The sequence below is a fragment of the Streptomyces sp. NPDC021749 genome, assembly GCF_040640655.1.
Lineage (GTDB): Bacteria > Actinomycetota > Actinomycetes > Streptomycetales > Streptomycetaceae > Streptomyces.
The window spans coordinates 50295-63629 of the sequence record NZ_JBFACE010000025.1; the positions used below are offsets into that span (position 1 = coordinate 50295).

The window sequence follows — 13335 nt, forward strand, 5'->3', positions numbered from 1 at the left end:
CGATTCCGGTTTCGGGAACATCTGTCTGCCCTCGCTTCTCTCCGGGACCGTGGGCGGCCGGTGGGGGCAGGAGGCGGTGCGGGCTTCCGGTGGGGCACCCGAGCGGGCCGTGGTGTGGGAACAACGACCCGGGTCATCACGTCCACCCCATCTCTTTCCGTGCCGTCGGCCGTGTCGGGGAGTTGACGTATGCCTTCACCGTGCACCCGGTGCCCTGGGGCAGTCGTTAGGGGAACCCCCTAACACAACCCCTAAACAGGCGCCGGGCGCGGGACGGCGGGGTGGGGTGGCTGAGGAGACGGGGTGGGGGTGGCGGAGGAGCGGGAGAGACGGGCTGAACCGGTGTGGCCCCGTCCTGCCGGCGCGGGTTGCTTGGGAAGAGCAGCGGTTACTCGGTGTGGCGGTCCGGCTCCCAGGTGCCGTGCGCCTACCGTTCCGACGTCACGGCCGCGAGTTGCTGAAGCTGTCGTGCCAGCCGGCCGACCGAGTCGGTTTGCCCGGCGACCCGGTCCAGGGCCCCGGCCGGGAGCGTACCGCCGGCCATGGCCTGCACGGCCTCGGTGAGCTCGGCGAGCGCCTTTTCCACCTGCTCAAGCCGGATCTTCAGCAGGATGTTGTTGACCCTGGAGGTCAGCAGGAGGTGGTCCAGGGGCTTCGGCAGGTAGTCCTCGGCGCCCATTTCCAGGCAGCGGACGACACTGTCCAGCTCACCCACGGCGGACATCATGATCACGGGGGTGCGGCTGAGTTGCTGATCATGTTTCATCAGATCGAGCGTCGCGTAGCCGTCCATCCCGGGCATGAGGATGTCGAGCAGCACCACATCGAAGTCGCTCTCCCGCAGCATCCGCAGAGCCTCCAGCCCGTTCTCGGACGTCGCGGTCTCAAGCCCGGCCATTTCCAGGCGGTAGGTGAGCATCATGCGGTTCGTGCGGTCGTCGTCCACGACCAAGATGCGTCCCTTCCTTTCGGTTCTGTCCGGCACGGCGTTGCTATCGGTCATGGCCAAGCTCCGCTCTCTGGGCGACGAGCCCGTCTCTCGCCTCGCGGTACTCCTCTTCGATGCGGGTCACCAGCGGTTCTGCCGCGCGGGGATCCCCACTGGCGCCGATGTCCTCCGCGTCCTGGCACGGCCCGACCAGACGCGGGAATCCAAAGGTGTTCGCGTGGGACTTGAGCGTGTGGGCCGCTCTGCGGAAGGCGCTTCCGTCCCCCTGGTCGAGGTTGCGCCGAAGGCTTTCGAGCAGGTGGGGGGAGTCCTCCAGGAAGGTATCGATGAGCCGGCTGACGAATTCCTTGCCGAAGGAGCCGACCAGGCGCTCGAAGGTGGGTTTGTCGAGGACGGGCGGGGCCGACGCCTCGTCGCCGGCGCCGTCCACGGCACCGGCCGCCGGCTCGGGCCGCGCCGTCTTCGGACGCCGCGCGGAGGGGCCGAGGGGCACCCGGTCGAGGGCCTCGGCGAGATCGACGCCGCGCAGCGGCTTTCTGAGGTAGTCGTCCATCCCGGCGGCCAGGCAGGCGTCGCGGTCCTCGCTCGTCGCATTGGCGGTGAGGGCGATGATGTACGGCCGTTCCGCGGCGGACAGAGTCTGGTGGATCCGCCGGGAGGCGTCCAAGCCGTCCAACACCGGCATCTGTACGTCCATGAGGACCACGTCGTACCGCGTGTGCTGCAGTGACTCCAGCGCTTCGGCTCCGTTGCCGACGGTATCCACCGAGTGACCGAACTTCCGGACCATCCGCACCATCAGCTGCTGGTTCACCAGGTTGTCCTCGGCCAGAAGGATGCGCAGGGGAGTGCGGCGGCCCTCCTTCACCTCCGGCCGCTGCGCCGTGCGGGACGATTCGGCGGGCACCGTGACGCCGAGCAGTGTCCGGCAGAGGTCCGCGTAGAGTTCGGCCGCCCGGATGGGTTTGGTGTGGTACCCGGAGAATGCCGCCAGGCTCTCCCGGCTCGCCATGGGACGGCCCACGGAAGTCAGCAGGTACAAGGGCAGCTCCTCTTTGCTCCGGTAGCGGCGGATTTCTTCCGCGAGCATGACGCCGTCCATGTCCGGCATCTGCATATCCAGAATTCCGATGTCGAACGGATCGCCTTGCCGGACCCATTCGAGGGCCTCCCGGGGGGATCCGGTGGCGCGTACCACCATTCCCCAGGCGCTCGCCTGGTGGGTGAGAATCATCCGGTTGGTGGATTTGTCGTCCACCGCCAGCAGGTGTTTTCCTCGGAGCTCGATACGGGAGACCACCTGGCTGGAACGCATCGCTTCGGGAACTTCCCGTGTTTCCACGGTGAAGTGGAAGGTCGACCCCACGTTCAGTTCGCTCTCGACCCACATCGTGCCTCCCATCAGCTCGGCCAGCCGCTTGCTGATGGCGAGTCCGAGTCCCGTTCCGCCGAAACGCCGGGTGGTGGACGTGTCGAGCTGCTCGAACGGCCGGAACAGCTGACCCAGGCGGTCCGCGGCCATCCCGATGCCGGTGTCGCAGACGGAGAAGTGGAGGCGGATGATGCCGTCCCTGTCCTCGGAAGCCGGCGGGCGGCGCTTTTTCGAGGACTCCGGGAAAGATCCCGGCTCCGCGTCGGCCAACGCGACCCTGAGGACCACTTCACCGGTTTCCGTGAATTTGACGGCGTTGTTGAGCAGATTGATGAGGATCTGGCGCAGCCGGTCGACATCTCCGATGATTTCTTCCGGAAGTTCCGGGTCGATGATGTACGCCAGGTCGAGGTCCGGCTTCTCGGCAGCCATCGGCGTGACGAAGTCGAAGGCTGATTCCACGCAGTGTCGAAGCTGTAGCGGCGCAAGGCGGAGATCGAATTTTCCAGCCTCGAACTTGGAGAAGTCGAGGATGTCGTTGATGATGGTGAGCAGGCTGTTGCCACTGTTCTGGATGACATGCGCAAATTCGGCCTGCTCGGCATCGAGTGGGGTGTCCAGCAGAATTTCGGTCATGCCGATCACCGCGTTCATCGGCGTGCGGATCTCATGACTCATCGTCGCGAGGAACGCGCTCTTCGCCTGGGTGGCGACCTCTGCCGCCTCCTTGGAGGCCTGGAGCTCAGCGGCGGCGCGGGACCGTTCCAGCACCCGTCCGAGCTGGGTGCTGACGTTGAGCAGCAGCCGCAGCAAGGCGTCGTTCGGCTCCATGGCCTCGGGCGTCAGGAAGTCCAGGACCGCCGCGACGTCCTTCCCGATGACGACCGGGACGGCGATCCTGCCGGTCACCCCGGCACTCTCGGTGACACCGGGCGCCGTCGGGCGAGGCCCGGCAGCCCCCGCGGTGATGTCACGTATCCAGGCGGGGCGGCCGGTGGCGCACACCGTGGCGGGCAGACCCTTCGGCTCGTACAGTCCGGCTGCCGCGGCGAAGTCGGCCAGCGGCACCCGCAGTCTTCGCTCCTCGACGTGCCGGACCGGCGACGTGGTGAACTCCGGCTCCGGACCGGGGCGGCCGGTGGGGGACCCCGAGCCGGTGGGGGAGCCCGAGCCGGACGTGGACGCGACGACGTGGACGTGGCCGACCGGCCACCCCATGTGCCCGCACACCAGATCCAGGATCGTCTGCACCGCGTCCTCCCAGCTGTCGGCCTCGTTGGCAGCGGCAGCCACGTGCTGGAGGAGGCTGAGCGACTCGGTCTTCTGGTTCAGCTCCGCGGTGCGCTGGCGGACCTCCTCCTCGACGGCGGAGTAGCTCTCCTGGAGCCTCCCGGCCATGGCGTTGAAGGCGGTGGCCATCACGCCGATCTCATCGCGGCTGCGTACCGTCGCGCGGCGCGTCAGATCCCCTGCGGCCAGAGCTCGCGCGGCGTCCACCACGGCCGCCACATTGCCGGTGATACGGCGGGAGAGCAGCGCGGCCACCACGATGATCACGGCGAGGACTGCGGCGATGCCGGCCAGGACCCGCAGGTTGCGGTCGTGCAAGGTGTCCAGGCGGGCGTTCAGCATGTGGTCTTCCTGGTCGAACAGGGCCTTCCACAGGTGCGCGTGCGCCCGGAGGGCGCCGGTGGCCTGGGCGTCCCAGGCGGCCCGCGGGAGCGTACTCCGGCCGCTGTCGGTGAACTGCCGGTTCACGGTGCCGGTCACCTTGCGGGCCGATGAGGTGGCCGCCGCCAGGAGTGGCTGGATCGCGGGGCGGAGCCCGGTGTGCGAGGTGGCCCCGAACGCCCGGTTCAGATCGCTGTTGAGCTGGAGGAGATTCTGGTTGAGCACCGTGGCGTCGTAGGCGATGCGTACCCGGTTGCCGGTGGAGCGGTCGCCCTGGGCCAGTATCGAGTCACCCCGCTCCGCCATCTGGTAGAGCTGGTTCATCATCTGCGGCTCGCGGAGCAACAGTCCGGCCATCGTGTAGTACGTGTCGAGGTCGGGGTCGAGAATCAGCTTCGAGGTGTCACCGACGTAGGAACCGAGCGCCAGCAGGTTCCCGACGAGCCGGTTGTACCCCGGCACGTCGGCGCGGGCGTCGGAGGGAGCCGACGCCAGCCGCGTCCAGTCCCGGCGCAGAGCAGTCGGTGCCAGCCGGCTCTTCCCCTTGGAGGAGAGGTCGGGGACGGTCGTGCGCAGCGGCTCCCTCAGCCGCCGGTCGACCTGCAGGAGTGCCGCGAAATCCCGGTTGACGGCACGGTCGGCTGCCGCGATGCGGCTCCTCGGTACGGACTCTCCGGTGATGCCGCGGTGCAGCAGCGCCCGGCGGTCGGAGACGTCCTGCACCAACGCACTCAACGGACGCAGGTACTGGACCCCGCTCAGCTCGGTCCGCGCAAAGTCGATCTTGCTGTTCTGCTGGTCGACCAGGGAGAACGTGGCCACCCCGAGGGGGACCATGAGGGCGATGCAGATGGCCAGCAGCTTGTGCCAGATCCTGGGTGCGAAACGCATTCTGCGGTGGCTGCGTACTCCGTCCTGCGGCCCGTCCGGGGCCGGGGGCGGCTTCGCACCGGGCACGGCGGACATGAGTTACTCCGGTTCGTCCGCCGCGTGGGCCTGCTCCGAGAGCCGACCGAGCTGGCGTCGGCTGGTGACGCCGAGCTTCCGGTAGACGCTGGACAGGTGGACCTCCACGGTCTTGGCCGTGACGAACAGCCGTTGCGCGATCTCCCGGTTGGTGTGCCCGGCGACGGCGAGGTCGTAGACCCGTTGCTCACTCGGTGTCAACGACTGCAGACCGGTGACCGCATGGCGCCGCGGGCGCATTCCGGCCACATGCAGCTCGTCCAGGATCTGCTGGACGAGGGGCGCCGCGTTACGGGCCTCGGCGACGTCCAGGGCGTCGCTGAGCAAGGTCCGCGCCTGGCCCCGTACGCCGTGCCGGCGCAGCGCCGCCCCGTAGTCCGCCAGGGCCTTGGCGTACTCCAGGCGAGCAGCAGAGCCCTTCAGACGGGTGACGGCCTGGCGCAGCAGACCGACGTCCGCGTCGCCCTCGCTCAGCGTGCCGACGATGCGCAGCGCGCGGCCGAGAGCCCGGGGCGCGCTCCAGTAACGGGCCAGTCTCAGCTCGGCGTCGGCCATGGCCCTGGCCTCCTCGTCCCGGCCGAGCAGATGCAGGCACAGGGCGGCCTCCGACCGCCAGGGGACGATGGCGGGGTTGTCCCCGCCGGCCGCGCTGAACGACGCGCCCGCGGCCAGCGCCGCGTTGAGGGCCTCCGCGGTGCGGCCCTGAAGGCGCAGGAGGTGGGAGCGGCTGTAGAGCACGTAGTACATCAGCCCGGTGAGCGGAGCGGGATCGGGAACTCCGGTCCACTCCAGTGTGGCCTGCGCACGCGACAGCGCACCCTGCTCGATCTGCACCTCGGCCTGGACGGGACCGAGGACCAGCCGGCGCAGATCCAGCGAGGACGCGTCGACGGCGTGCCTCGCGTCCGAGGCGTCCGCGGCGGCCTCGTCGAGATTGCCCTGGTACAACCACGCCATCGCGCGGTAGACCAGGGCCCCGGTCAGGTCGTTGACCGACCCCTGCCGGTGCGCCTGCTCGACCGCGGCGTCCAGACTGCCCAGGACCTCCCTGCGGTCGGCGCTGATCAGGGCCAGCCAGCCGAAGGACAGTGACATCTGCCCGTCGGACGGTCCGGTCGGCACGTCGTGGAGCGCGCGCTGCGCCCGGACGACCGCCCGCGGGTCGCCGATCACCGCGTCGTGCCCGGCGATGACGCAGTCCAGGTACCGGCCGCCCATGCTCCCGCCCGGTTTGCGGGAGCGCAGAGCCGCAACGCGGCCGAGGATGTTCCTCCGCAGATCCGGCCGGCCGGGCTCGTAGAGCGGGATCGAAAGGATGCAGGCGTTCAGCTGATAGAGCAGTTCGGTGTCCTGCGGTGCCGTATCGGCCAGGGCCTGTTGCCAGATCGCCAGGGCCTCTTCGGCACGACGCAGCGCGAGCAGCGCATCGCCGAGCGCCAGCGCGATCTCGACGCGCTGCCGGGACGGCCCGGCCAGCTCGTGTGCCTCCGTGAGATACGGAACGGCTGCCGCGCAGTCCACCCGCCGCATGGCGCTGCCGAGGGCGAAGAGAAGATCGAGCCGGTCACCGGTCGGCGGGGGCTCGGCCAGGGCGCGGCGCAGATACTTGGCCGCGGTCTCCGGGGAGCCGCGGGCCAGGGCACTCCGCGCCGCCGACCACAGCAGGGCCACGGTCTCGGCGTCCCGGGAGGGAACGGTGCGCAGCAGGTGCAGGGCGACACTCTCGATCTCGGCGTGGGAGTCCTGGAGCAGGTGCGCGGCGGCCTGGTGCGCGCGGTGGCAATCGGCCGGAGAGATCTCCTCGTACACGGCGGCACGCACCAGCGAATGCACGAATCCCCACCGGGGGTTCATCACGTCCGACGGCACGGTGGTGTGGAGGATCTCGGCGTGTTCGAGGCTCTTCGCCGCCTGAAGTGCCTCGTCCCGGTCGAGCCCCGCCAGCTCCGCCGCATGGCTGAGCTCCGCACCGTCTCCGAGCACCGCGATGGCGCAGGCCAGCGGCCCACAGCTCTGGGGGAGGCGCCGCATCCACATCGCCACCCGCCGGGCGATCGCGCGCGGGCCCAGGGCGTAGACCTGGGGGATGTGCGCGGCGGTGGGTTCGACGTGCTCGGCGGCGAGTGCCTCGGTGAGCTCCTTGAGCAGGAGGGGATTCCCGCCGGTGGCGGACCAGCAGGCGGAGAGGAAGTCGTCGTCCTCCGGTTCGGGTGACCCGGATTTCGCGAATTCACTGATGACGAGTGATGCCGATGCTTCGGCACTCAACCTGGTGGGAGAGACGCGTACCGAGGGCGATGCGGTGACGATCTGATCGAGCATATGCGACGGGGAATGCACTTCAAATGGTCTGAGCGTGCCCACCACGCACGTCGAGATGTCTTCGAGGCGCGGCATCAGATAATTGAGAAACTTCAGCGAATCGCTGTCCGCCCAGTGCAGATCGTCGACCGCGATCATGAGGGGCTGCTCATCGCAGAGGTCCGCGGTCAGCCAGTACAACCCGTGCAGCACGGCGAAATCCCCGCCCGGGGGGCGCTCGGGAACCACCCTTTTCAGTACGATCGCCGCCTGACCTGCGGTGCCGGAAAGGGTGCGGTGCCGTTCTTCCATCGTCATCCTTGCCAGGAGCGGTTCGAAGAGCTGCCGTACCACTCCGAAGGGGAAGTCGCTCTCGAATTCCGCGCCCCGCGCGCTGGCCACCTGAAAACCGGTGGAAGCCGCGATCCGCCTGGCTTCGGACAGCAGACTGGTTTTTCCGATTCCGGGCGCACCCTCGATCATCACGGCTTCGCCATGGCCGCCACGGGTCGCGTCTATCGCCGTCCGCAAGGCCCTGAGCTCGCCGCTCCGCTCGTACAGTCCGGCCCTATGCGGCATACATCCCAGTATGCGCGCCAGGACCTCGGGGATGCCCGTGCCGGAGGTCCTGTGGTCCCGGTGCGACCAGGGGCCGGGCAGACCGTGCTCCTCCCGGGCGAGCCGGCCGCGGCCCCTTCGGCGGGTTTCCGGCATCGGCCGCCAACGTACCGGCGGCCCGGCGCCTGCACTCCCGGGGCCGGTCGGCAGAGCCGTCGAGACGGCCCTCGCATGCGGCGGGCCGGCCGAACGACCCGACGCACACCGCAGCGGGCTCGGCGCCCGGCACCGACGCCACCGTACGAGGGTGTCGATCAGGCGGACGGTGCCGCACGCCCGCAGCAGTCGCCGGCACACGGCACCGGGCCGACCCCGCTACGCGTTCGCCGTGGCCCGGTCGGCGAAGGCCGAGGGCTGCGACTCCCGCTTGGCGGTCGGCAGGAGCCGTTCGAGCGCCCACGGCCCCGGCCCGAAGGCGGCGAGCAGAAGGAAAATCCAGGCGTACAGAGCAGACGGCTCACCGTTGTTCTCGATCGGCAGCAGGCCGGTCGGCTGGTGCACGGCGAAGTAGGCGTACGCCATCGAACCGGAGCAGATCAGTGCTGCAGACCGGGTGAACAGGCCGAGCGCCACCAGTACCCCGCCGATCAGCTGGATGACGGCTGCCCACCACCCCGGCCAGGTGCCGAACGGGACCGTTCCGCCATGCGTTCCGACGGCTCCGCCCAGTACCCCGAACAGCGACGCGGCGCCATGGCAGGCGAAGAGGAACCGACGACGATGCGGACCAGTGATTGCACGGGACCGGCAGCCTTGGACCCGGGGGACGCGACAGAGCGGTACATGAGCCGGCCGGACGAGCTGGTCGTCGACACCCCTCCGGCCGGCCGGCCGAACGAGCGGGCAGGCGGTGCGGAGGCGGTGCGCGGCGCCTGACCCGGTCCGGACAACCCGGAGGACCAGCTTGAGGCTGATCCCTGAGCTGGGCCTCGTACTCCGGCCGTAGGCCGTGATCTGCACGTCCGTACCCGTCTCCAGCCGTAGATCGTGATCCGCACGTCCGTACCCGTCCTGGCGGGTGGCGGCGCGGCTTGTCGGTCGTCATGGCCGGTCTGGGCACGAGCCTGGTGCCGGGGCCGCCAGGCGGGCCAGCGGAGCCGGCGGGCCGCGTCGCGTATGGGCTCGGCACCCTCGCGGCCAGGGAGCCCGCGCGGAACTTCGCGGCGTCGGTGGCTACTTCGGCTGCCATGCGACGGCGAGCACGCAGCCGCCCCCGCGCTCTTCCCGCCCGGACCGCAGCTTCGGGGTGCCCCGTTCACCTCGTCCGCCGCGACCCAGCGACCCGTCTTTCGGTGACGTCGCTCACCCCTACGGATCCTGCGGCGCGGAGCGGGTACGTAGGATCACAGGTGAGGCCTCGCATCAGCCCGTTCTCGGCGGCGTTGGAGTCGTTCAGCACCGCTGTCCGCCGTGGTGCGGGTGCCGCTTGCCGCCGCACACCGCCCACCGCACCACCACATCACGGCACAAAGGATGCAGCTCGACGATGACGAAGCCCGCCAACGCGCCTGCCGCCCGCCCGAGTTGCCGGCCCATGGGGACCGCCACGGTGGCGGCGGCCGCGGTGGCCGCCACGGCGCTGCTCGCCGGCTGTTCGACGAGCGACGTCCAGCACAAGCCCGGACACCCGCAATCGATGCCCTCCCCGCACACGAGCCACAACGACCGGGCCAAGCCCAAAGCCCCCAAGCCCACACCTACGTGGCATCCGAGCTGGCCGCCCGCCCGTAAGCCCGCAGGCTTCTCGCCTTACGTGGACACCTCACTCAGGCCCCCGCTGGACCTTCTCAAGGCCGCCGAGGAGACCGGGGCGAAGGAGTACACCCTGGCCTTCGTCTCCCCGGGGGGCGGCTGCGTACCCAAGTGGGGCGGCAGGCAGCCGCTGGACGCCAACCCGGTGGCACGGCAGGCAGACCGGCTCAGGGCCCAGGGCGGTGACGTACGAGTCTCCTTCGGCGGGCAGAGCGGCAACGAACTCGCCAGGGCCTGCGGCTCGGTGGACGCGCTGGTGACGGCCTACCGCACGGTCATCGACGCCTACGGTCTGAGGAAAGTCGACTTCGACCTGGAAGGCCCAGCCCTGACGGACACCCGAGCCAACGACCTGCGCGCCCGGGCCCTCGCACGACTCCAGCAGCAGCGCAGGAACCTGGACGTCTCCTTCACCCTCCCCGTGCTCCCGTCGGGTCTGAACCGCCACTCCGTCGCTGTGCTGGCGAAGGCGAAGAAGCATGGGCTCCGAGTCTCCGCCGTCAACATCATGGCCATGGACTACGGCACCTTCTACGACGGCGACATGGGCGCCTACGCCATCGCCGCCGCCACCGCCACCCACAAGCAGCTCAAGACGGTGCTGGGCATCCGTGACGACGCCACGGCATGGCGGACCGTCGCCGTCACGCCCATGATCGGTGTCAACGACGTCAAGGGCGAAACCTTCACCCTCGCCGATGCGGTGCAACTCAAGCGGTTCGCCGACGCCAAGGGACTCCGCCGCCTGTCGATGTGGTCGCTCACCAGGGACAAGCCCTGCCCGGACGGCGGTCGGGCGAAAGCGCTGGCGACCTGTTCGAGCATCGGGAAGGACGCGAACGCATTCGCCCGCACCTTCGCCGGCTGACTCCCGACTGCCTGCGCACCGTGCAAGGGCTCGTGTGGCGGGCGGACAACGGCCCGACCGCGCCCCTCCCGGTTCCTTACCGGAGGGGCGCGGTCCGGGAGGGTCCAGCGCACCCTGGCGTACTCATTCCAGAACGGCCCGCGGTGCGATCGCTGTGTCTCCCACGACAGAGATCAGCAGACTCCTGGTTCCGGGCCCCAGGCGGACCGCTGCTGCCTCCGGTACGGTCCGAACAGCCCTCACCGCCCGGCCGTTGGGATGCGCGACCCTCCGTGTGCTGCGCCGGGTGGTCCCGTGGGCGCTATCCGGCCCTCGCGGTCGCCGGAGTGCCCAGCGCGGCGGATTCGTGCAGGGCCAGGCCACGGGTCTCCGGAGCCCACCGCATCGAGAGGACGGCCCCGAACAGCGTGATGGCCGCCGCCGTGAGCATCGTCGTGCCGATTCCCCACGAGGTGAGGGCGAGCGGGACGAGATACGTGCCGGCCGCCGCGCCGATCCGGCTCAGTGAGGAGGCGAGGCCGACGGCGGTGCCCCGGATCTCGGTGGGGAACAGCTCGTTCGGGTAGATCCACTGGAGGTTCTGAGTGCCTCCGATGAGGACGGCGTAGGCGGCGAACAAGGTCATGATCACGGGGGCCGGGGCGGAGGGGAACAGGCCGAGCAGCAGGAGCGCCAGCCCGGACCAGGCGAAACTGTGGATGATCAAGGCCCGTCGGCCCAGGCGGTTGATGACCACCATGGCGAGCAGACAGCCGACCACGAAGAAGACCGTGATCAGGGCCGAACCGATGTTGGCCAGGCTGCCGGCCAGATGGAGGGCGCCGAGGATGCGTGGTCCGAAGGCGTACACCGCGAAGAGCGGCACGATCGAACACGTCCAGAAAGCGCTGACGAACAGCATGCGTCCGAGGTAACCGGACCGCCACAGCAGCTTCAGCCCGGCGTTCTCGCGTTCTTCTTCGGGGAGGTCGGCGAGGGTTGCCCCGCTGCCGAAGACCTTGCGCATCACGGCGTTGGCCTCGTCCACGCGGCCCTTCTTGGCCAGCCAGCGCGGCGACTCGGGGGTGCCCAGCCGCAGCAGCACGATGACGGTGGCCGGCAGTGCGGCGCTGGCGAGCATCCACCGCCAGCCGCTGTCGCCGACGGACAGCAGGGCCTCGCCGACGACGTAGGCGGTCGCCGCGCCGACGAACCACATCACCATCAGGCCGCCGAGCAGCGGTCCCCGGTAGCGGCGCGGGGTGAACTCGGCCAGCAGCGAGGTGGCGATCGGGTAGTCGGCGCCCACCGCCATGCCGATCAGCAGGCGCAGGACGAACAGCCACACCGGATCGGAGGCCCAGAACTGCGCGACGGAACATCCGATGATGGCGATGAGGTCGATGGTGTAGAGCACCTGCCTGCCGAACTTGTCGGTCAGGTATCCGCCGAGGAAGGCGCCGCAGAAGATGCCGATGAGGGCGGAAGCGCCGATCAGGCCCTGGGCGGTGTCGGAGAGGTGCATCTGCGGCGCAAGTTGCACCAGGGCGACGCCGACGATGCTCAGGACGTAGCCGTCGAGGAAGGGGCCTCCCGAGGAGTACAGGGCGAGTCGTTTGTGGAATCTGCTCAGTGGGGCGTCGTCCAGGACACTTGATGCGGTCATGGTGCACTCCTGTGCCGGCCCGGCGGTGCCTGAAGGCTCGGTGGGGTCGGTCGGGTAGGGGGAGGAAGCCGGGTGTGGAGAGGGGGGTCGGCAGGCTCGGACGGGCAGGCCGGGCTCCGGCCCGCGGGCCCCGGCCTCGCCCGCCGCGGCAGAGGTCAGAGGGGGAGCCGCACCCCGACGCCGCGCTCCAGCGCGCGGTGCATGATCGCGTGGCCCACCGCGATGTCGCAGACGGCCATGCCGATGTTGCTGTTGACGATGATCTCGTCGGCGTTCTCGCGGCCGGGCTTCACCCCGGCCAGCACCTCGCCGGTCTCGGCCGCGACCTCGGGCAGACCGTCGGGGAAGTACCCCATCGACGCGAACAGTTCGTGCTCCTCGACGCTGTCGACGATGTACTTGTCGGCGCGCCGGGAAGTGCGGGGGTCCCAGAAGGTGTTCAGGTCGCACGGAAGGATCGTCTGGCCGGCAGTGACCCACTCGTCCTTCACCACCGCGAGCGGCTCCCGCAGGATGACCGTCGCCGAACTCAGCACTTCCGCACTCTTGGTGACCGCCTCGGCCGACTCACCCTTGACGATGCGCACATCCAGTTCGGGCTGCAGTTGCGTGACCAGGGCCTCCGCTGCGCCCTCGTTGGTGTCACACACATGGACGGTCTCCAGTCCGGGCATCGCCAGGGCTGCGTAGCGGACGTGTTCTCTTCCCTGTACGCCACAGCCGAACATGCCGAAGGTGGTGGCGCCGGGGTGGAGCGCCGCGGCGGCCAGAACCGTCACCGCCGGGGTGCGCATCGCGGTCAGCCACGCCGAGTCCATGACGGCCAGCGGCACGCCGGATTCCACGTCATTGAGCACGAGCAATCCGGTGGTCTGCGGAAGACCGAACCTGCGCGGGTTGTCCGGGTAGCACTCGATCCACTTCGCGCCCACGATCCCGGGCCCCGGCAAGTAGGCCGGCATGGCGTGGTAGAAGACGTTGTCGTACGGGTGGACACCGATCTTGGCCGGCATCTCGTAGCGGCGGTGACCGTGCTCGACCAGGGCCTGGCGGGTCAGCTCCATGATGGCGCCCCGTGTCAGACGCAGGCCTTCGACGTCCTGGCGGGACAGGTAGAGCAGCTCCGAGCCGAGCTTCAGCTGGTCAGCGATGCGCTGTCGGTCCGTGGGGAAGGTCATGTGCAAGTTCCTTCA

General features: G+C 69.6%; 6 protein-coding genes and 1 pseudogene. 1 reads left to right on the forward strand and 6 read right to left on the reverse strand.

The genetic code is table 11. From position 1 onward, the window contains the following. Positions 1–427: 427 nt before the first annotated feature. The 4 genes and pseudogenes from AB0G35_RS23615 to AB0G35_RS23630 all read right to left on the reverse strand — a co-directional run bounded on the left by AB0G35_RS23615 (position 428) and on the right by AB0G35_RS23630 (position 8662). Complete coding sequence (locus AB0G35_RS23615) at positions 428–1003, reverse strand: response regulator (protein ID WP_360952812.1); 576 nt, start codon at positions 1001–1003, stop codon at positions 428–430. Then, the gene (locus tag AB0G35_RS23620) at positions 993–4883 is read right to left on the reverse strand and encodes a response regulator (protein WP_360952815.1); all 3891 of its coding nucleotides are present in this window, start codon (positions 4881–4883) and stop codon (positions 993–995) included. Before AB0G35_RS23620 ends, AB0G35_RS23615 begins: the two co-directional genes overlap by 11 nt. 78 nt (positions 4884–4961) lie before the next feature. Further along, complete coding sequence (locus AB0G35_RS23625; RefSeq protein ID WP_360952818.1) at positions 4962–7973, reverse strand: AAA family ATPase; 3012 nt, start codon at positions 7971–7973, stop codon at positions 4962–4964. Between the two features lie 219 nt (positions 7974–8192). Beyond that, a pseudogene (locus tag AB0G35_RS23630) lies at positions 8193–8662 on the reverse strand (DoxX family protein). A 701-nt stretch (positions 8663–9363) separates the two neighbouring features. Between AB0G35_RS23630 and AB0G35_RS23635 the strand changes: the two are divergent. Next, on the forward strand, positions 9364–10497 hold the full coding sequence (locus AB0G35_RS23635) for a chitinase (RefSeq protein WP_360952821.1): 1134 nt from the start codon (positions 9364–9366) through the stop codon (positions 10495–10497). 301 nt (positions 10498–10798) lie between these two features. On the opposite strand, the gene AB0G35_RS23640 is transcribed toward AB0G35_RS23635, so the two are convergent. Together AB0G35_RS23640 and AB0G35_RS23645 are read right to left on the reverse strand one after the other, a co-directional pair. Next, positions 10799–12142, reverse strand: a complete 1344-nt coding sequence (locus AB0G35_RS23640) for an MFS transporter (RefSeq protein WP_360952824.1) — start codon at positions 12140–12142, stop codon at positions 10799–10801. 155 nt (positions 12143–12297) lie between these two features. Then, positions 12298–13320: an ornithine cyclodeaminase family protein gene (locus AB0G35_RS23645; RefSeq protein ID WP_360952827.1), complete on the reverse strand. Its 1023-nt coding sequence runs from the start codon at positions 13318–13320 to the stop codon at positions 12298–12300. Positions 13321–13335 lie beyond the last annotated feature (15 nt).